8 protein-coding genes are annotated in these 22,130 nt (G+C 43.7%); 3 read left to right on the top strand and 5 right to left on the bottom strand.

Annotated features, from left to right (window positions below; genetic code table 11):
* Positions 1-11 precede the first annotated feature (11 nt).
* Genes HQQ94_RS16575 through HQQ94_RS16560 form a run of 4 tightly spaced genes read right to left on the bottom strand, consistent with a single transcriptional unit; the run spans position 12 to position 16,805 of the window.
* Entirely contained in the window at positions 12-5,813 is a 5,802-nt protein-coding gene (locus HQQ94_RS16575) for a beta-ketoacyl synthase N-terminal-like domain-containing protein (RefSeq protein ID WP_173295451.1), read from the bottom strand.
* Complete coding sequence (locus HQQ94_RS16570; protein WP_309247255.1) at positions 5,810-8,074, bottom strand: PfaB family protein; 2,265 nt, start codon at positions 8,072-8,074, stop codon at positions 5,810-5,812. Before HQQ94_RS16570 ends, HQQ94_RS16575 begins: the two co-directional genes overlap by 4 nt.
* The gene (locus tag HQQ94_RS16565) at positions 8,074-15,939 is read right to left on the bottom strand and encodes a type I polyketide synthase (RefSeq protein ID WP_173295450.1); all 7,866 of its coding nucleotides are present in this window, start codon (positions 15,937-15,939) and stop codon (positions 8,074-8,076) included. The genes HQQ94_RS16570 and HQQ94_RS16565 overlap by 1 nt, the downstream gene beginning before the upstream one ends.
* Positions 15,939-16,805: a transcriptional regulator gene (locus HQQ94_RS16560; protein ID WP_173295449.1), complete on the bottom strand. Its 867-nt coding sequence runs from the start codon at positions 16,803-16,805 to the stop codon at positions 15,939-15,941. Before HQQ94_RS16560 ends, HQQ94_RS16565 begins: the two co-directional genes overlap by 1 nt.
* Before the next feature lie 610 nt (positions 16,806-17,415).
* Here HQQ94_RS16560 and HQQ94_RS16555 point away from each other — a divergent pair.
* Positions 17,416-18,162 (top strand): ABC transporter substrate-binding protein, encoded by a 747-nt coding sequence (locus HQQ94_RS16555; RefSeq protein ID WP_173295448.1) that lies wholly within the window; start codon positions 17,416-17,418, stop codon positions 18,160-18,162.
* 107 nt (positions 18,163-18,269) lie between these two features.
* Here the strand turns inward: HQQ94_RS16555 and HQQ94_RS16550 are convergent, their stop codons facing one another.
* On the bottom strand, positions 18,270-19,814 hold the full coding sequence (locus HQQ94_RS16550; RefSeq protein WP_217274050.1) for a winged helix-turn-helix domain-containing protein: 1,545 nt from the start codon (positions 19,812-19,814) through the stop codon (positions 18,270-18,272).
* 641 nt (positions 19,815-20,455) lie between these two features.
* Between HQQ94_RS16550 and HQQ94_RS16545 the strand changes: the two genes are divergently transcribed.
* Both HQQ94_RS16545 and HQQ94_RS16540 read left to right on the top strand, forming a co-directional pair.
* Entirely contained in the window at positions 20,456-21,001 is a 546-nt protein-coding gene (locus HQQ94_RS16545; protein ID WP_173295446.1) for a hypothetical protein, read from the top strand.
* Positions 21,002-21,394: 393 nt separating this feature from the next.
* Entirely contained in the window at positions 21,395-22,126 is a 732-nt protein-coding gene (locus HQQ94_RS16540) for an ABC transporter substrate-binding protein (protein ID WP_173295445.1), read from the top strand.
* Positions 22,127-22,130 lie beyond the last annotated feature (4 nt).

Here is a 22,130-nt window from a genome sequence, read left to right as displayed (position 1 = left end):
AACGCGTTTTTTTAGGCTTCTTCGATACAGATAGCAATGTCGGTGACTTCATAGATCCGTAGACCGTCTTTGCTTAGACTGGCGTTACCTGTGATCACTTTTTTGCCATCGATATCTTTAATCGAGGTGATACTGACATCCATCGACATTTGCTTATTCAGTGGGTTAATTTGCCCACGGTACTTCCATTTAATGTCTGATAATATTTGGCCAAATTTTGGATTGTTAAATCCAGCCCCCAGATCTTTACTGATGGCGTAAGTTTGCATGGTTTCGATAATGGCTTCAACACCTAAGGAGCCGGGCATCACAGGATCTTGATGAAAGTGAAACTGGAAGAACCAATCACTGGGGTCAATAGTCCGTTCGGCGTACAAGTAACCAAGTCCTTCTGTGCCGCCATTGTCGACGATTTCAACGCTGTCAATAAAGTTCAGTTGACCGCCTGCTAAGCGATAGTGCGGTTGATGTGTGGGTGCAGTAAAGTGGCGAGCCTGCTTATCAAGTAGGTTCACCTTGTGATCGGCTGATATGCCTTTTGTCACATGCCAAGGCTGAGTCACTTTACCGTTATCCAGTCCAAGTTGATCTTTTAGTGCATCGCCTTTGAAGTAACCAAATACTGCTTTACCTTCATAGAAGGGAATACCATCAGTGCTCAGTTCGAAGCTGAAGCTTTGGATGATATTTGTGCCAGCCATGACAGTGGAAAGTAAACATGAATCATTGCGGATGGTTTTGCCGCGTAGATCGACATGGCGTAACATCTTGCCGTTACCGTCTAGGTTACGGAAGAACAGTTCAAGACCAGGAAAGCCAAGCGTGGTGCCCATATAGCCTGAAATAAAACCATTTGGCTGCAGTGAGATCTCCATTAAAATGGAATAAGGCATGCTCGCTTGATGGTTGTTTTTGTCAAAATACCAAGCATCATCGGGCACTTCATATTCAGCGATACACGATGACGGTTTTTTGAACTCACCGCGTTTGCCGTTGACTTCAATCACGCGGGTGGTGACTTGTAAGTCGCCACAAGGGGTACGGGGTGGGATCATGCCGCGATAGATGGCAAATTCAGGGCCGAAACAGTTCTCGATATTCCCCGTGGCAAACTCAAACATGTGATACGGTGTAAAGGGCACGGTATCAGGTATCCGGTTTGGATAGTCTGGTGTGATAGGGGCTTCAACATGAGAAATCGGAATAACGCCCTTGTTTGGCGCTTTGGTTAAATCTGCAATTTGCATCATTAAGGGGGCGTTAGGGCGGACTCTTTTTACTGTGCTTGCAGTGTTAGCGGTAACATGGTTTGAGTCAGAGGTCTGTAATGGGTAGCGGGTACATTCATCTTCTTCTTTGATCATCACGCCTAAGTTTTGAAAATCAACCACAGCCTTGCCGTTAAGCAGAATGTCGATGTTGGCTTTCGCGTACGGACGAGGGCTGAAACCAATTTCTGTGACTTCCATACGATAAGTCAGCACGCCTGATTGTGGTAGCACTTGTCCGCGACAGCGTACTTGCTGTGAGGCGTTCTCTAATGGTTGAAAACGCCCATTTTTTGTTTGAGTGTGCATGCCAAGGTGCAGCATATAAAATTGCAGCAGTTGACCACAACCTTCGGCCATTAATGAGCCTGCCATGACCTGATCACCCTGAAAGTGACAAGGGAAATACCAGTGATTAGCCTCTAATTGCTTATGGCCTTCGATAAGGCCAAGCCCCCAAGTTCCCCCATTGCGATCAAGTTTGCTTATCTGTTCTATCATTAAGAACTTTTCAGAGGCGAAGCAAAGCGACGGCTGTGAAGGACCTGCGTGACTGGGGCCGAAACAGCCTTGGATATCGGCGCTTAACAGTTTATGTATATCGGTATAGTTGAAGTGAGATTTGGGGCAATCCAACAGTGGGTTAAAGGTGTGTTTAACCACTAAACTGCGCGCGTTAATTTCATCTTCGGTGCGAATGACGCCTTTACCATCAGCGAGTTCTTCATCGGTGAAGAAACCTGCACAGCCACCATCCATTTTTAAAATCATCTTATCGCCAACAAAACATTCATAAGAGAAAAAGAATAATAATGTTTCGCCATTACGAGCATAGTTGTTGATTTTTATATCGTAACGTAAGGTATCGCCGCCACGAGGTAGGTCGCCAAGGAAGGTGAGGGTACAATCAAGCAGGCGATAAACTCGCTCGCCTTTATTTTCAAAGTCGATACCGAGATAGCTAATGAGCATTAAATCACATTGGCCAGATTCGACTGCAACAGCCCAGGGGATTTGACCATCGACTAAATACGGCGCATCAAGGGGAATATCATATTCCGTGGTCATTGAACAGGGCTTGAATTGTCCCATGGTAGCGTTTAGCTTAGTGACGCGAGAGACTAAGAGGTAGTCAGTGGTCGGTAGGCGTACACGGCGAGAGTAGCTGTCGATGATGCTGTAATCTGAGCCAAATACCTTCGCAATATCGCCTTCGGCATACTCGACCAGATCGGCATAATTCCAAATACAAGGCTTAAGTGCGGGGGTCGGTGCAATATAAGGTGGCACGTTAGCATGATCAGGGGTCAACTCATCGACCAATACTGCGCTAAGCGGTGCTGATGAGACCATTTTTTGCGCTAATGGTGCAGTAGGTTGCAGTTGAGTACTCGGTTGACCAGTAATCTGAGTCAATTGCTGTTTCAATAGTGCGTCAGCGACTTTCATCCCCGCAGAGCGACTCTTTAAAAATGCCAGATGGGCGTGTTGAGTCAGTTGCTGGTTTTGCTGAAATGCGGCTAGATTATCAGCGGATAAAACAATGGGTGTATTGGTCATTGTTGTTTTCATTGCGTTGTTTTTTATCACTTTGGTGGTCATAGTGCTACCTAATACTGGAGTCGTGTTCACTGACAAAATGTTTGACAGAGTGCTCTGCTGAGCTCTTGCTACCCATGTCTTTTGTTGTTTAACCACTGTCGATGCCGTGCCTTGAGCGAGCTTGTCTTGAATCGATGTTAACTTCATTAACGGTGTTTCGATGATGTGTTGATAGATATCACGTCCACCTAAGAACACTCGCTTTAATAGTTGGTGCTTAGCGTCGGATTTAAGCTCAGTGCCTAATCGGGCTGTCAATGCCAGCTGCTCACTAGCGGTCTGACTGAGCAGCAATTGAGACACTTGATTTTCACTGATATTGCTCACTAATGCTTTATGGCAATGCTGATGATTTTTACGAGAGAGATGCAGTAATCCATGCAGTAAACTGGCCATTCCAGCCGCTGCAAAGCAGTGGCCAATACGATTGTCAGCACTGGTGGAACTTGCTTCAATAAACTTGCTATTTGATAGAAATGCAGCTCCCTCCACTAGACTCCCAGGTGCAATATTGGTTTCAAGGATGCCAATATCACTGACGTCAGTGCCGGTTTGGGTGAACAGTGTATCCGTCACCGATGAAACATGCTCAGCATGACCAAAGGCGAGGGCGTCTATCTGCCCGTATGATCGACCGGCGGTGCTTTCATCTTTAACGAACACCATTGCGCCAGCGCCTTCCCCCACGTTCCAGTGCAGACTCTCTGTAGAGGAGTCTGGGTCGATGGCGACAGGAGAGATGCTATTTTTTAAGATCACCTGCTCGAAGCTGGCAGACAGATCAACGGCAGCAATCACGACAGCATCTAAGTTATCTTCAGCAATGAGGTTTTGGGCGACATCAATACAACGACTGACCGATTGCTCGGCAGCTGATAGGGTAAATGCTGGCCCATTGAAATCCCAAAGTGATGACACTCTTGATGCCATGATGTTGCCGATAAAACTGGTGTATTGATTCAGCTTAGCGGCATCGAGGACACTGTCCATGGTCATGGCTTCAAGGGCTTGATATTCATCATGACTTAAGGTGACGCCCATGGCCGTTAAACTGTCCTGCAGCTGAGTGTGTAGGTTGACGCGACCACGAAATTGATGCAATTCAAGTTCGGTTTCCATCGCGACCAACACTGCCACTTTTTGACCGGGTTGTAACTTGGCATCGCGAATGGCTTCGTCTGTGACCTTCATTAGCATCAGTTGCTGTGAGATCAAACGGTCGTCTTCATTGGGTGGCAATTTAAAGCGTAGAAAATCAAGCTCGAAACTGTCGACATAGGCACCTTTAGGGACTGATGCTAAACCAAACTTGGCGAGCAGTTCTGTGTGTTTATCTAAGCCTTTCCAGCGTTTTTTCGGCAGGGTAATAAAGCCGTTAGTGTTATTTTCGATAGCAAGGTTAAGTTGATTGATACTGCTAAGAGGGCCAAAATGCGAGCCTAAACCGACGATTTTTAATGCCGCTGGTGTGGCGGGTATGGATGCGGACGTCGATTGCTGCCCAGAATAAGATTCAAGTAGCAAATGGGCATTACAGCCGCCAAAACCAAATACCGATACCCCAGCATGACGCAGAGTATTGCCTTCTTTTGCTGGCCAAGCTTGCACTTGATTTGGCAAGGTAGATGCACCAAATAAGCCATTAGGTGATGAAATCGCATCATTAATATTAATACTTGGCGGCAGTATTCCCTCTTTCATGGCAAAGATCATTTTCATGATCCCTGGCATACCCGCCGCGGTGAGTAGGTGACCTAAATTGGATTTAGCTGAGCCAATAAGTGGTGCATTTGTGCCTTGAAGCTTGTCGGCAAAAAAGGTCTCCATTGAGGTAAGTTCAATTTTATCACCCAGCGGTGTCCCTGTAGCGTGACACTCAATCACTTCGATATCTTTAGGCTCAATATCACTGGCAGCGTAGGCTCGCTCAAACGCCTTTACTTGACCTTTTGGATTCGGGCTGAGGACAAACTGGCCTTTACCGTCGTTCGATAGACCGACGCCACTCACTACGGCGTAAATGTTATCATTATCACGTTCAGCATCATCGAGACGTTTAAGGACGAGCACTCCAGCACCTTCACCAGCGAACAAGCCTTTACTGTCACCATCAAATGGCACAGATACACCGTGATCGGGATAAGCATGGAAGAGGGAGAATCCCATATTGATAAAGAAAGGATCGGCTCCAGACACTGCGCCGGCCAACATGACATCGGCTTTGCCTGTGCTTAGGTAATCACAAGCAAGCTTGAGTGAGTAAACAGAGCTAGCACAAGCGGCATCGAGGCTTAATTGCGCACCGCCTAAACCAAGTGCATCGGCCACCACCTTAGAGGTGTTATGGGCAATTGAGCCATTGGCACTGTCCAGTGTCGTCTCATTGTGTGCTCGATTTGTTTGTGCATTGGTTGGGCTTAGTGTGAAACTGCTGCATGCCAATTTATTTTGTAATGCTTTTTCTACTGCACTGTGATAAATAGGTAAAAACAGATCGTTTGAGCGGGCCGTAGGGAAAGAAAGTGCCCCCATAATGACACCGGTACGTTGTAGCAAGGCATCATTGTTAAGGCTGATCCCAGCATCTTCTAACGCTTTGCGGCTGGTGTCTAATGCCCAAAGAAAACTGTTATCGAGTCCGGTCAAACTTTGCGCTGGTAATTTATAGCCTGAAGCATCGAAATTGAAATTTTCGATGTAGCCGCCTTTATTGCAATAAAAACGATCTGATTGCCCCTGAATACCTTGATAATCCAGACTGTTAGCGCCTAATTTTTCATTGGTTAAGGTGCTACGAGAATCACGTTTGTTGAGTAGGTTTTGCCAAAACGCGGGTGGACTTTTTGCATCGGGGTAAAGCGTGGCTAAACCGACGATGGCGATTTTACTCTGCTTACCTTGTTTATTACCTGAGTGATCTGACGACTTGGTTGTGAAAGTCATTCGACTTCCCCTTTAACTAATGTGTTTTTGCTGGAGTGGTCGAGCGGAGCTCTTTTATGCGCACGATGTAACTGGTGCATGGCTACCTCCCGGTTAAGTCCTTCGATAAGTGGCTGCACTGAGAGTGGCACTCGATGGCTGATCAGTTGTCCCAATGCTTTGAGTAGGGTGGTGATATCATCTCCGCCTTTGGCATTAATGGGTACAGTACAGCAGGGGGAGTCGGCAGTGGATGTATTTGTCGCTTCGCAACGTCTGTCGAGTTTTGCTATCTTGTCGATAAGCGTACAATTTTGTCTATCTGCGCCTAGCTCGACAAAAAGTTTAGCACCTTGTTTTTGCGCGCTGTGTATGAGCGCGGTAAAGTCCAAGGTATGACAAAAGGTATCGGCAATCGTGTTAGCGATCTCTTGGCTGTTAAGGGGCCTACCGTCATTAACCGCTTTATGGCGTGGAGTCTTACCGCAGAGATTCGCTGCGCTGATAAACTTTATTGTATTTGGATTGATGCTTCCCTGAGTGTCTTGACTGTTTGCGAGCGCTATTTGCGTGAGCGGTTGCGTGTAAAACTTGATGACATTAGCATGTTCTTCCATTGCTGGAGTCGTGTGCATTGCGGTGACGCGATTGGCAGCAATACCTCGTTTACCTAACTGAGTTAACAGTGCCCTGCATTGTGCTTCGCAACCGGCGATCACACAGGTATCACCTTGAATAATAGCAAGGTAAGCATGTGGGAATTCACCCAGCAGCGCTTGTATCGGCTCTGGTGCGCTGCGCACGATAAAACTATTCCACACAATATCATTATCAGAATCACTGTCATCTAGCGACCGTTTCCATGCTTTTTTGACTGCGGTGAGCGCCCCTGATATCGCTGAGGTAAACAGGGGATCTGTTTGGGTTTTATCGATTAAGGCATGAGGGTTGTCCCACACACCAAGGCTGGCCCACATCGAGGCTTCGCCCATGGAATAACCTAAGGCAAAGTCGGGTGTGATAGCAAATTCGTGAATCAAGAGTTGGGTGAGTAGATAACTGCTACCGACACCCGCTATGGCCTGCGCGCCTAAATCCATGGCTGGTGTGGTGTTGGCATCTAAGTGATAGATGCTGTCCGCTTGCAGCATTGATTTTAGAGAGCCCTCTCGTTCAAGGCGAGCATAAAGGGCGGGAAAGTACTCGTGTAGTGCACTGAGCATATCCGCGTAAACGGTGCCAACGCCCGGATAAACAAACGCTAAACCGCAGGCGGCTTCATTACCAAGAGGATAGGTGGTGAAGTAGCTACCAGATGGCGTTTTGTATTGATCCTGCTCAAGGAACATTTGAGGCAATACCTGTTTAAGTGAACTGATTTCAAGCAACATGGCCTCAACCGAGCTAGCTTGTAATACCGCAGCAAAAACCGACTTGCTGTGATAAGACACATAGTCGCTAAGATTTGCTTGCATTAACGGCAGCAGCTCTAGGCCGGTTTCCGAGAGCTGCACAGTAAGTTTGTTAATGGCATTGAGCAATTGACCTTGGTTATCACCGGACAGAATAAACTGCAGTTGCTGAGAGTTCAGCATTGACTTGGGCGCAATATATCCCGTGCCTTGCGTTAAGATAAAGCTGGTGGCGCTTTGCGTGAGAGTGTCGTGAGTAAAATTAATCGCCGCGACCCTGGCTTGATGGCTATCGGTAAACCAGTAATGACTTTTAGCTTGCTTAGGACCTAATTCAATATTGAGATCGCGAAAGTGGGTGCGACTTGCAAGCTGGATAATCAACTGATAAACGGCGGCAAACTGCTGCTGATTATTGAGTCCATGATGGTGTTCAATTTTACTCACAGTGCTCAGTTCTCGTTTAGCCTGCCCGAGCGCAAGTGTCAGAGTTTCTTCGCCCGAACCAGCATGTCTTTGCATGGCGGATAGCTGCGCGTGAGGGTGTATTCTCAATTGTGCCGCTTTTAGTGCAGGCATCATTAAAAGAGAGTGAGTGGCGGTAGATAACTGTACTAGTTTACCTTCTTCAATTGCTTTAATGGTGGTGTTTAAGTGCTCTTCAAAGCTGATTTGATTGCTATGTTTAAGATCATTGATCTCAATATGGACCCATGACTGAGTCGTTAATAGACCCGATGCACTGAGTTCAGGTAACAGGCAAGCAAGTTCGCTTGAATAAGCATTGAGCTTGGTTGAAGGCAGCACCAAAAGCGCGATGCGAAGTGGCATCGCGTGTTGTTGCGCTGGAACATTAAGCGTTTTATTCACTATAGAGTCCCATTTTTTACTGAGAGCAACGGTGCTTTATTGGCTAAAAAGGCATCATTTAGGCCTTTGCTGATGGTGACTTTCGCGCCTTTCATTATCGCACTTAATTGGCCATCTTCATGATAAAGCGCCACATTGGCTACAAGTGAGCGTGAATTGCTTTTAATCACTTCCAGTTCAATGATGCCAGTTTCACCAAAAACCATTGGTGTATTTGAGATAAACTCATCGATGCTAGAAGGTAAACTGGCAGCATCATGTTTAAGCCTTGCCCATACTAGCATGGCTTGCAGTAACAGATCTTCAGCAAAAGGCTGGCTGCCACCTAGGTGGATTTGAGCCGAAAACTGGCCACAATCACCATTGTTCACCAGTGGTATTTTACAGCTCGCGACTAAGCCTGAATCATCAAACTTAGAGACATGTTGAATGCCTTGTAAGCGTGGTCCGTGAAACAAGGTGCCATTACTGTAAAGTTCACTTGAAGTGATGATTTGATCACCTGAGTCGATAAACTGTTTTACCTCAGCAAGTTCAGTGCATTCATCGCTGACAAGTATTGCCCTATATTGTGGGCGACCTTGGCTACTGATTAACGCACTCATTTTAAGGGGTGCATGATTAACGCTGGCAGCACTCGCTAATGGTGTCAGCTCAAGCGTCATCTCTAGGTTCTCATTGCTGTCAAAGACAATGCCTTTGAGTAGTTTGTAATCAAGCACTTTTACGCGAGAGCCGAGCATTTCACTGGCCACTTCACGCATCCATTGTATCGCACACACTGTCGGTAACACTGGGTTACCCCCAATACAGTGGTCTTGAATAAAAACCAAAGTATGAGGGTTTAGGCTACGTGTTACTGTTATAGGCATTAGCGGGCGCGATGCAGTTTGCACCTCACCCGCATTAAGCTTTTTTACAGAAGAGTCCTTGTTAGCACCGTCAGTATTGTTAGACTCTGAAGTGTTAGCACCTTGCATTGAGGTGCCTATTAGTAGTTGTACGCCGGTTTCACTCAATAGCTGTGTGGCAAATAGCTCAGCCCCTGCGTTGAGTGGAATAACGTAGACACCGCGATCGGTAAACATCTTCTTCAGTGAGGGACTCACCATGCCACCATCCCAAGGGCCCCAGTTAAAGCTCATTACTTTGGCTTGTGGGTGACGAACAGAGAACTGTAAAGCAGCTTTGTTGAGAATGTCATTCGACATGGCATAATCGCTCTGGCCAGTATTGCCATAGAAACCAGCGGCAGAAGAAAACATGGCTAGCAATTTAAGCTTGCTAGCATCAAGGGCTGCCAGTACAGCTTTAAGTCCATTAACCTTAGTCCCGTATACGCGCGCGAGTTCGTTAAGGGTCTTATCTTGAATATGTTTGTCGGCAAGGACACCAGCACCATGAATAAGACCGGTTATTTGTTTACCTTTACCACATAGCGATGCTGTTATGGCAACAGTGTCGGTAACGTCCATGCTGATATACTCAGCACTTGCCCCTACACGATCAAAGGCTTCAAGTGCTGCATTGATTTCAATGCAGCTTTGCACTGGCCAGATGAGGGCATCCACTTGTTTCGGTGTTGGTTTTTGTCCTGTAGAGATGATATGAGCAATGGCAGCAGGTTTAAGCTCGCTAGTTTGTTTGCCGGTAGCCCATTTAGGGATACTCTTAAGCTCACTTCGTCCTGCTAAGATAAAGTGGGACTGAGTACGGCTAGCCAGTGCGAGTGCACATTCAAATGTAACGCCTTTAGCACCCCCGGTCACCAAAATCGTATCAGTGTTATTTAACTCAGCTTTTGCGGTTTTGATACTCGCGTCAGCGGCAATCAGTGTGACACGAGCCAAATCACCTTGGATATCGGTGGAGATTCCGACTTCAGCTAGATGTGTTTGCACATCGAAAATCTCAAGAGTTATCGCGTCGGCAAAGTCAGTAGCATTAACATCTGTAGCGATGTCTAACGCGCGGCAAAACACATTTGGCCACTCATGGCTTAATGTTTTGGTTAACCCTGCCAATGCAGCTTGATTTAGCTCTGCACTGTGCAGTTGTTTGGTGTCTAGGTAACCAAATCCACCATCGATACGGCTAACAGTAATAAAAAATTGGCGTTTTTCACTGGTTGTCGTCAGCTGTGGTTGTAACAATTTAGCCCAAAGGAAGGCTTGACTAACATGAGTGAAACTATCATCACTTAGGTTGACAGCATCTTGTTGATTGCCACTTCCAGCTTCAGGTTGTAGATGGATAAAACCACCAATGTGACCGAGTTGCTGCTCAATTTGAGCAATAACGGCGGTCATTCCTGCTGCATCAGTGCTATTTGCCTGGAAGCTGGCGACATCACTGCTCAGCGGTGATTGTGCATTGCCTTCCGGTAGACGCACAACGGCAACATTGAGTCCTATCTTTGTCAGTTTTTCAGCTAAAACACCTGCATTATGACCGTCATCGGTGATCACAATATTGGTATTCTTTGAATAAAGTGCGGCAAACTGTCCAGAAGAGTGAGCTTCCATTTTGTCTACCGCATTAAGCTTTTTTAGCGCCACCTCACTGTGAGGAGGAAGTTCTACAGCCATCTTTGCTGAGATTGGGGAGGGTTTTGCTGAAGCAGTATTCGTATTTGAAGAATCATCAGCGCTACTGACTGAAAGCTTACTGTTCATGTAGTTAACAATTTCACCTAATGTGCGGCATTCGGCGAGATCTTCTGGATTTAGCTCAGGCAAACCGGGCAGTTCATCTTGCACTGTGCCTAAAATTTCAACACGCTTGATAGAGTCAATCCCTAAATCGGCTTCCATATCCATGCTCAATTCTAGCATTTCAGTGGGGTAACCGGTTTTGTCGGCAACCACTGACATCATGGTGCTTTGGATTTGCGCTGCACTTAATCCATGTGCTACAACTGGAGCGACATCGATGTGATGAGCCGCTGCAGCGTTATTGGTGTTTTCAGCAGCACTGCTAGCCAATGTCGAGTTCATGTAGGCCACAATTTCACCTAATGTACGACACTCGGCGAGATCTTCAGGGCTTAGCTCAGGCAGACCGGGCAATTCGTCTTGCACTGTGCCTAAAATCTCAACACGTTTGATAGAATCAATCCCTAAATCGGCTTCCATATCCATGCTCAATTCTAGCATTTCAGTAGGGTAACCGGTTTTGTCGGCAACCACTGACATCATGGTGCTTTGGATTTGTGCTGCACTTAATCCATGCGCTACAACAGGAGCGGCACTGATGTGATGAGCCGCAGCAGCGTTATTGGTGTTTTCAGCAGCACTGCTAGCCAATGTCGAGTTCATGTAGGCCACAATTTCACCTAATGTACGGCACTCGGCGAGATCTTCAGGGCTTAGCTCAGGCAGACCGGGCAATTCGTCTTGCACTGTGCCTAAAATCTCAACACGTTTGATAGAATCAATCCCTAAATCGGCTTCCATATCCATGCTCAATTCTAGCATTTCAGTGGGGTAACCTGTTTTGTCGGCAACCACTGACATCATGGTGCTTTGGATTTGCGCTGCACTTAATCCATGCGCTACAACTGGAGCGGCACTGATGTGAGGAGCGGCTGCAGCGTTATTGGTGTTTTCAGCAGCACTGCTAGCCAATGTCGAGTTCATGTAGGCCACAATTTCACCTAATGTGCGGCACTCGGCGAGATCTTCAGGGCTTAGTTCAGGTAAGTCAGGAAGCTCATCTTGCACTGTGCCTAATATTTCAACACGTTTGATAGAATCAATCCCTAAATCGGCTTCCATGTCCATCTCAAGTTCGAGCATTTCAGTTGGGTAACCGGTTTTGTCAGCGACGACCGACATCATGGTTGCTTGCACTTTTTCAGCTGATAGCTCATCAGTCGTGGTGGCTGAAGGTGCTATTGGTGCAGTTGTGTTATGAGTGCCTTCAGTTGGCAATTTACTGTTCATGTAGGCAACAATTTCACCTAATGTACGACACTCAGCGAGATCTTCAGGGCTTAGCTCAGGTAATGCAGGAAGCTCATCTTGAACCGTGCCTAATATTTCAACACGTTTGATAGAATCAATCCCTAAATCGGCTTCCATGTCCATCTCAAGTTCGAGCATTTCAGTTGGGTAACCCGTTTTCTCAGCCACGACTGCCAACATCGTTGATTGAACTTTTTCAACACTGAGTGAGCTTTTAGCGGTACTGATATTAATAACGGGTGCTGGTTGAACAATAGGTGCAATAGGCTCGACAGTCGCTGCTTGATGTTGCATTACTGGTTGTGGAGTGTGGGTAACGATAGGAGCGGCCACTGACGTTATTGCAGGAGTTTGCGTTACAGGTGCAGGCGCGGCCTGTGTCATCGTTTGTACCGGCTGAGCGGGGATCGCTGCTGGCGTGCCATTTAGCAGACCGAGTGCGGCAATGTTGCTGCCCGTTTGCAGTTCAAGAAATTGAGTGTGACTTTGCACTGTTTGTGCTTGAAGCTGATGGAATTGCTCCATTGAGCGTTGCAGGCTCTCTGGAATGGCGATACCGTTTCCTGCTAACTTAGTTTGCTCCGTCATTAAGCTTGTGAAGGTCGCCCCATATTGTTGAGGGATCGCTAGAAACTGTTGATGCAGCTCTGCAGCTTGTTGCTGCGCGGCAAAAAAGTGGGTCAGTGTATCAGTGTTGGTTGGTGCACTATGATTGAGCGCTGATGAAGGCTCTTTCACTATTGGTGTTTCTGTTGCGTGTTGGGGGTGAGCATTAGACATTGGTACTGCGATCTCCACAATTTTTTCTACAATCGTTGGCACTTCTACAATTTTCTCGACTATTTTTTCAACTTCAATCATTTTTTCTTCAATAATCGTTGAGCTTGTCACCATGCCAGTTGCTAACGACTTAGCCATTTTAGCGCGGGTTGATTGGCTAATATGATTGACTGCATTGAGGGTGATATTCATTGGTGATGCTTTGGCCGGTTTTGCTATATCAGCTTGGTACGGATCGACATTACCCAGTTGTATCCCTGCAACGGCTAACTGTATAGCCGCTTGTTTAAGCTGAAGATCGCTATTACCTTTAGGGCTTGGGTTTATCGAGATAATACAAAGTTCATGCTTGTTAGCGGCAAGCGTGCTTTGAACGAGTTTTTGTAGGATGTTTTTAGGGCCAAACTCCACAAATACACGGGCACCAGCGTCATACATGGATTCCAGTTCGGTGGTAAAACGTACCGATTGCAACATATGTTGTTTGAATGATGCTTTAATTTTAGCTGCGGTATTGTCATAAAGCGTGCCTGTCGCATTAGAGTATAAGGCGCGGCTGGCTTTAGTAAATTTAGCTGCATCAATCGCTTTAGCAAAGGGGGCTTGAGCGTGACCCACAAGTTCAGTATGGAAGGCGCCGGAAACGGGTAAGTTAATGGCTCTATAACCCAGTTCGCTTAATGCTTTTGCTGCATTAGCCGTTGACATTGTAGGGCCTGCAATGACTGACTGGGTGGGGGCGTTATAGTTCGCGACTTTTACACCGTCGAAGCTAGCAATCGTGCTTTCAAGTGTGGCTAAATCGCTAGCATTTTTAGTGATAATGGCATACATGGCACCTGTATCAGCTTCACTCTCACCGGCGTTCGGCTCAGCTTTGGTTGCCATGGCATGGCCGCGAGCAAACGCCAATTGGTAGTAATCATCGCTTGAGATCACTCCTGCAGCACACAGGGCACTGAGTTCACCAAAGCTGTGGCCAGCAACCATGTCGGCATTAAAGCCTGCAGCAGTCAAGAGATCGTATTGACCCATAGAGATAGCACCAATGGCACTTTGTGCATTAGCAGTGTTGGTTAATGCCGCTTCTTGCGTCTTTAAGTCATCTTTATTAAACACAGGTTTAGGATACAAGGTTTGTGACAGTGGCGTTTTGCCATTAGCGGCAAAGACGTTATCTGCAGTCACTAATTGCTGGCGTATTTCAGGGTAGTAACAAGCGAGATCCCGGCCCATATTAAGATACTGTGAACCTTGTCCTGCAAACAGTGCAGCCACTTTACCTTTAACACTTGCAGCGCGGTAGCTGGTACCGTCTACCAATTGCCAACTGTCATTGACAGCTGAGTGATCATGCTTGTTGGCCAGTTTAGCAATAGCTTGCTTGATTGACGTTGACAGCTCTTCATTGGTGTTAACCACAAAGCCAATACGCGGTGATGTAGCATCGAGTTCGCGTAGGGCATAATGAACTGCCGCCTCTTTTACGTTGAATTCAGCTTGGGTGGCTGATGCTGCAAGTATGTTGAGTTCTTTTATGAGTGCATCGTTATCGACAGCGCTGATAAGGAAACTTTGTGCCACTTGACGCTGACGATATTTTGCCTTTTCGCTGTCAATACGGCTGTGCTCATTTTGGTACTCTTCGAGCACAAAATGGAAGTTAGTGCCACCAAACCCAAAGGAGCTTATCCCTGCGCGGCGCGGCGTACCATCAACACGAGGTAACCAAGGGCGAGTTTCAGTGTTAAGGTAAAAAGGTGAGTTTTCGATATCCAGTTTTGGACTCGGCTCACTGACATTAATGGTCGCCGGTAACACTTTATGATGCAGTGCCAAAGAGGCTTTGATCAGACCCGCTGTGCCTGCCGTAGACTTAGTATGGCCGATTTGTGATTTCACTGAACCTAAGGCTATGTGTTGTTTAGTGTCATTACCTTCACTAAATACAGAACTAAGACCGGCAAATTCTGCCGCATCACCCGCTGCCGTTCCAGTGCCATGGGCTTCAATTAACCCTAGGGTGTGGGGGGCAAAACCTGCATCATCATAAGCGCGCTTAAGTGCCTTTGCTTGGCCTTCAGGGCGTGGTGCATAGATGGATTTGAATTTACCATCTGATGACGATCCGACCCCTTTAATAACAGAGTAAATGCGGTCACCGTCACGTTCAGCATCTTCAAGACGCTTTAACGCAATCATGCCAATGCCTTCGCCAATCATCATGCCTTTTGAATCTATATCAAAAGGTTGAATGGTTTCATTCGTGGTGAATGCAGGGGTTTTAGAGAAACTCATGTACATAGACGGTGAGTTATCGGTACATACACCGCCTGTTATCATCATCTCAGAGCGGCCATCGACCAATTCACTGAGTGCCATGCGCATGGCGGCCAGTGAGCCAGCACAGGCAGCATCGACCACACAGTTCATGCCACCAAAATCGAAACGATTGGCAATACGGCCAGAAATCACATTTCCGAGAGAGCCAGGGAATGAGTTCTCTTCCCAGTGGACATACTGGTCTTGGAATTTTTTAATCAACATTTCGCTATCGGTGTCACTAATGCCACTGTTTTTAAATACTTTTTTTAGTACAGGGTATTGAAGGCGGGCTGTTAAACTGTGGCTAATTTTTTGTCCGCCACCGACGCCAAGGGTGATCCCTATTTTATCTCTGTCGTAACCTTCGGGCAGATTAGCATCGGCTAACACTTCTTTTGCGACGATCAAAGACAGAAGCTGTGAGGTATCAGTGAGCTCAAGAATGTTTGGCGGTAGACCAAATTCCATTGGGTTGAAGTCGACATCCGGTAAAAAACCACCACGTTTACAGTAACTCTTATCTGGGGTGCTCTTATTGGCGTCAAAGTAATCTTCTGGTTGCCAGTGTGTTGATGGCAGTTCTGTGATGGCATCAATTTTTTCACTGATGAGATCCCAGAATTTGTTTAAGTAACGAGAGTTAGCAAAAATACTGGCCATGCCGACGATGGCGATAGGCATATCTTTAAGGCGTTTATTCAGTCTTGAATCCGCTTTAGGATCGGGTGCAGATCCTTGTGTTGACTTTGTATCACTCGTTGGAATTTTTTTTGACGATTTAGAGGTTTGGCTCATTATGAGTCTCCACTGGGTGCCTGATTATCAGGTGTCTTGTTATGAGTTTCAACGTATTCCATGGCAGAAGTATGACTAAGTCTGGCTCCAGGAAAACGTTGTAAAAAGGTATGGTAGTTGCGAACGAGCAACTTACGCAGATGAAACGGCCCATGCGTTAACACATTGGCGATATATCGGTTGGTGGCTTGGGTATTACCATCTTTATAAATATCTAAATAGATCCAATCACTGTCAGGATCGACACCGAGAAGAATTGAATAAGCGTCTTCGTTAGTGAGTTGAGGTGGGATCGTTAAGGACACGACCTGAACCACATTGTGACTCTCTGGTGTTGGTAAGGCCAACATCTCAGCGAGTGTTTCGTAGTGGAGCGTGTAAGTTTGCACGTCACTACCTTGAGTAATGGGAAGCTGGTTAAAATAACGTCTGGGAACCTGTGGGCTTTCAATGCCACGGATGCGTGATACACCATAGCGTTTCAAACAGCGCGCTAGACCAGAACGGGAAACATTGGGGTTAATGTAGCGCTGTGTTACCACCAATAATCTGTCTAAGGGGATCTTTAACTGGTACCTCAGGCCGACGACCACATATTCTTGCAAGGGAGTGAGTGTCGTATTGAGGTTGTGAGGCGTGTTTGAGGTATCTGCAACAGAGTTACGCTTACGCCATTTACGTGTAGTCGCTTCGCTAATATTAAGGACTTTAGCCAGTTGGGATACACTCAGATCAGATGCTTGAATAAATCGACGCATCTCTGGTGTTGTGGTGGCATTGCGGTGCCGAGTTTCTGTCGCACTTCGCGCACGTTTAGCCGGATTTATATGTGCCGGAGCTACCTTCTTAGGAGCGTCTTCAGTCATCGATTTAGCATTTATCCGTGAATAATCTATTGGGACTTATTGCGACTTTATGACTAGGAAAACAGCAAACAATCCTTTTTATCTTAATGCGCAGTGTTTTTTAACGAGTACTTTAGCAGATTACCTGACCTTAAGTGACAACACAATCACCTGGGACTTTATTGTCTCTCTTCCGACCAGTTTGAGCTTACGCGTGTATTGATATATCTCTTTAATGTTTAAATTGTACTAGCAGTGAGTTAGCTCAAATAAGGTAAAGTAACAGTTTGGATACAAGTTTATAAATATAGACATACTAATGTTGATAATCCACAGGAAGCTATCGATGATGAATTAAGGATCTATCAAGGAGCTCTGACGCGGTTAGACATGCTGGGCTGTTAAGGTGTTTTTACGCTAAGATATTGGCGGGTTGCTCAATACGTCTTATAATTTAAGTTTATGTCTAAAATTGCAGGGGTAACAGGATGTCCCAAATATGGGGTACCGAAAAACATGATGTTTAATATTAAACAGACCCCTTAATATGGTGAATCAATCTAGAGGTGATGGCGTTGGTTGTTCCTTGTTCAATTTTGGGGTGGTTAAGCCATTTCTTAGGAGCATTTGTGTGGTTATTTGCTCTCTAAGCATAGTGCCGTTAAGCCCTGCTGAAGAGGTGATACATTTGGCCAATGGTGAGTGGCGACCTTTTGTGTCAGAAGAATTAAAATACGGTGGGGTGTTTTCTCGCATAGTATCTGATGCATTTGCGTTAAAAGGGGTGCGAGTTGTGTACCATTTCATGCCATGGAAACGAGGTGAAGTGAAATCCAGAGAAGGACAGATTGATGGTAGTATTGGCTACGGCATGTTTGATAAATTTAAACAAGATTTTTATTATAGCGATACTATTTTTAGTGGCAGTAAGGTTTTCTTTCATTTGAAAAGTGAGCCATTTGACTGGAACACCTACGATGATTTAAACGGTATTACAATGGGAGCTGTGATTGGATTTAATTTTGGTGCAGTCTTTGATAAAGCCGAGAAATCGGGACAAATACAGGTGACACGAATAGAAAATCTTGAGCGTCTTTTTAAAATGTTAATAAAAAAACGCATCACCGTCATCCCACTGACGGTTGAAATAGGCTATGACGTAATGAATAACAAATTATTTTCTGAAGAAGCTCAATTAATCACCCATCATTCAAAGCCATTTTTTAATACTACTTTTCATATGATATTAACAAAAAAAATAGCCAAAAATAAAGATATGCTTAAACGGTTCAATGAAGGTTTGCAAGAACTAAAAGATAGTGGGAATTATGATAAATACGTCGCAGAGTCACTTAGAGGGGGTTATATTATTAAGTAACAATCAGGTTGTTAATGATAAAGCCTGCTATGAATCAATGATATTTCAGTGTGCCCTAACCACCTCATTGTACGAATTTTGAGGTGGTTAGGAGATAGCGCATACTTCTACTGGATTTGAGCCTCAAGTTTATTTTTCATTTTAGATAGATCGCTGTGAAAGAATAAACTTTCGGCTATTTCCAATACCATTGGCATCTTAGATTCGTATATTGCCTGATAATAATACTCTTCAGCCAAAGCTGGATTGCCTAAGCTTTCTGATAGTTTAGCTTTGAGTATATAGGTGATCACCGTTTGTTGTGTATACGGTATGTCTGTTATGTATTTTATGGCATCGATAGGGCGACCTCTAGATAATGCGTTCATGGCCAGTGCTTCATTGGCTTTATCTGATCGGGTTCCCTGACTTAAAATCGGAATGATGTGTTCGAAATCCTGATTGAGTTTGCTAACTTCTTTTTGAATTTGTCTACTTTTATCTAGGTAGATGACTATCATGCTGTAGATATAATTGTTTGAGAGCAAATGAGGGTTGTTTGGGGTGAGTTTTAACGCTTTTTTCATTAAGCTAATTGGTTTTAATTTATCTTGTGTTGTTTTCTGAGTAGATAATGCTTCAAGTGCATAAAGTAATACTTGAGGTTCATTAGGTATTGAGCTTAATAAATCATTAATTTTTTCTTGGTTTACTTTTACATTTAACGATATAAGAATATCGTTAAGGATACGTTTAATCGTTGGCTTTAAGTTAGTTTTATCAATTTCATACTTACGATCTAAATGTTGAGATTGTGAGATACGATTAAAGTATTCTACATTGATATAATGAATGCCATCTTCCTCAGTAATTATGAATGTCAGCTCTTTTGCGGCATTATTATGTGGTTCATCATAGAAAGATACTGGAAGATTGAGCTTATACTTGAGGTATTCAACGACTTTAAATATAATGCCATGTTCAATTTGCGCAGCACTTAAATCTACATCAGTCTTAATTATTGCATTAATTGATCTTGGCTCTAACGTATTATAAATAAAATCAGTGCTGGGTGTAGTGATATTGTTGTTTAGTGGTTGATTAATTTTTAAGAATGAAAATTGACTAATAAATATCAACAAGATGGTACTTGAAATGACGGCGATAATGACAATTGACCAGATTAATTTAACTGTTTTTTTTGGCTGATGACTTATCTTAATGAAGCTTGCACTGTTATGTGTATTTGGAGAGCTTTGTTCGGTTTCATCTGTTATCTTGTTTAGTGTGTCATTGGTGATTTCATCTTGACTTACAGCCTTATTTTCTATGTTGTACTGGTTTATTTGCGTACATATAGTGTCCTTATCCGTATAATTATCTTCCAAATGTAGCGCTTGATTGATTGGTTGAGGTATTATTTGGACTTTTATGTCGAGTTTATAGCCACGCTTAGGGATGGTAATAATATACCCATGAAGGTGTTTTTGGTTGGTTTTTAAAATTTTTCTTAATTCAAAAATTGCTTGAGTGATCACTTGATCTGTGAGTATTAATCCCTTCCAAACTTCGTTAATGAGTTCGTCACGGCTTAGAATCGTCATTGGATGTTGACAAAGAAATAATAAAAGATTTGATAAACGATTATCGATAAGTGTCTCTTGCTCTCCCAATATGAGCTTATTTTCATGGGGGATGAAAATCCAGTTATCGATTTGATATTTTACCTTTGTCATTTCACTCCTAAGATGTTGTATTTAAATTTCTTTAATGATTTTCTTACAAATTAACGTTGAAAATTCGGCGTCCATTATCACTATTGAAATGTGATTTTACAATAAAATGTCAATGATAGAAGCTATTATAGCTGGTTTTTTATGTTGATTTGGTCGATTTTTGAAGATTATGCATTTTAAAAATATTGTTAATATAGCTTTATTAGATGATAGGTTGGTACTTTGTTTTTTTTAGGTATCTTTATTGTTCCACCTGTATCTTTATGTCGTGACTTTTAAGGTTTTAATTAAGTAGGTGTTTAATATGGTTGCGTAATGATTTTTTATAAATGTAATTGGAACTATTATGTTGCTCGTGCTATCAATGTGATGAATGAACAAGTCAAAAAATTTTAAATTTATCACTAATCAACCCCAATAACGTTGTTAAGCATTCCGCTCGACGTTATGAAATCTACGATGGATCTGAGCTTTCACACATCAAAAAAGAGACGTTTCGCCACTGTTACAAACAGCCGCTGGCATGAGTTTTACCGCAATTGAGTTAGCGAATTGGTTATTCGCTTGGTTGGCCTATAATGATAAGAGATGATCACCCTGCAATTTTTGCTGTTGGAGGTAATCGAGCAGGTGTGTTTGTTTACACGCAAGATGACATTTCCACAGTGGTACTGACAAAGTTAGTCGGGGCATTGCCTTCGCAATTCGTCGATGACATTGCTGGATTATATATTCCAGCAATGAAAAAGGAAAATGGCTTCTGTCTATCGAAAAATATAAAAAAACTATCGAAAAACCTTGAAACTAAAGGTTATAAGCACGCTATTGAAATGACTGAAGCTTTGACAAGAGAACTGCGTCTCTCTTTTAGCGAAGATGAAATAAATCTGTGGGGATATTCGCTTATTAGTCAAGGGAAAACCAAACAGGCTTTAGATGTTTTTAAACTCAATGTGTACTTATTTCAATTGAGTTACAACACCTATGCTAGTTTATCTGAAGGGGATTGGCATCTTGGAAATTACCCTAAAGCGATTAAAGGGGATCAAAAAGTGCTCGAATTGCAACCCAATAATAGCAATGCTAAAGATAAAATAAAAAAATTGATCTTATTAATACAATGATCAAGGCTTTAATATCAAGTTGGGTACAAGTGTAGATAGCTCCTTAAGTTACATAGTGCGTATCATTAGTAGAATTTCATGTTTGTACATTTTAGCCGTTGTGACATTTCCAGTCGTGGGCTTAAAGCTAATCATTCGTTAGAAATCCATATACCAATATCAGTGTAAAAATGATGTCATAGACTTTGTCTGGATGACGCAGGCATAACTGTAGCAGGAAAATATCGTTCTTTTAGTCAGAGAGTCCTAAATAGTCTATCTTTTAGATGAATCTACATATTATTAAGCCTTTAGTTTACATATTAAACCGTGAATACTTAATCTGTTACAGGTGGTATTGAGGTTATTGTAGAAACCGAAATCGAATCGTTAAATTAATGAATAAGGTAGATTATGCATAATAAAAATGTATTTATAGTATTCTGGTTTTGTATGTTTTCACTATTTTTTACGCAGAAAATTATCGCTGTAAGTTTAGAAAAGCTAGTTGTCCTAGCAGAGGATTATCCGCCATATAATTACTTAAGTGAAGATGGGGAATTGAAAGGTATTGCCGTTGATTTGCTGGTAGCGGCCTATAAGAAAGCTGGAATAAAACTGAATCCTTCTTATATTAAGGTCCAACCTTGGCCTAGATCATATCGGCAATTAGAAAAAGATGAAAATACCATGTTGTTCTCAATGACGAGAACACCAGCGAGAGAATCATTATTTAGATGGGCAGGGCCTATTAGTAAAACAAAAGTGGTACTGATAGCAAAAAAAAGCAGAAAGATCCGAGTTGGGTTCACCTGTGAACTAACTAATTATTTTATTGGTGGGATCCTCGACGATATTGGTATACAGCTCGTACGTGAATTACTTGGGTATAATACTAATATTTTAACTTCCCCTTACGCGAACTCCTTGGCTAAAATGTTAGATCGTGAACGTATTGATCTTTGGGCTTACGAAGAAAACACTGCCAAATTATTTTTTGAGCGTAATAATCTTGATCCAAATAACTTTGAATCGATTTATACCTTGTCTGAGTCAGAACTGTTCTATGCGTTTAGCTTGAAAACAGATCAAAAAATTGTTGATAGACTACAAAAAGCCATTGATGAAGTGAGAGGAAATGAGTGATTTT

This window comes from Shewanella sp. VB17, from assembly GCF_013248905.1.
Taxonomy (GTDB): Bacteria; Pseudomonadota; Gammaproteobacteria; order Enterobacterales; family Shewanellaceae; genus Shewanella.
Note: the sequence above shows the minus strand (reverse complement) of the source record. Positions and strands in the feature narration are given on the sequence as shown.

Coding starts and splice junctions, on each gene's coding strand:
- HQQ94_RS16560 (WP_173295449.1), bottom strand. CDS start 16,805: ATGACTGAAGACGCTCCTAAGAAGGTAGCTCCGGCACATATAAATCCG.
- HQQ94_RS16575 (WP_173295451.1), bottom strand. CDS start 5,813: ATGACTTTCACAACCAAGTCGTCAGATCACTCAGGTAATAAACAAGGT.
- HQQ94_RS16540 (WP_173295445.1), top strand. CDS start 21,395: ATGCATAATAAAAATGTATTTATAGTATTCTGGTTTTGTATGTTTTCA.
- HQQ94_RS16565 (WP_173295450.1), bottom strand. CDS start 15,939: ATGAGCCAAACCTCTAAATCGTCAAAAAAAATTCCAACGAGTGATACA.
- HQQ94_RS16545 (WP_173295446.1), top strand. CDS start 20,456: ATGATAAGAGATGATCACCCTGCAATTTTTGCTGTTGGAGGTAATCGA.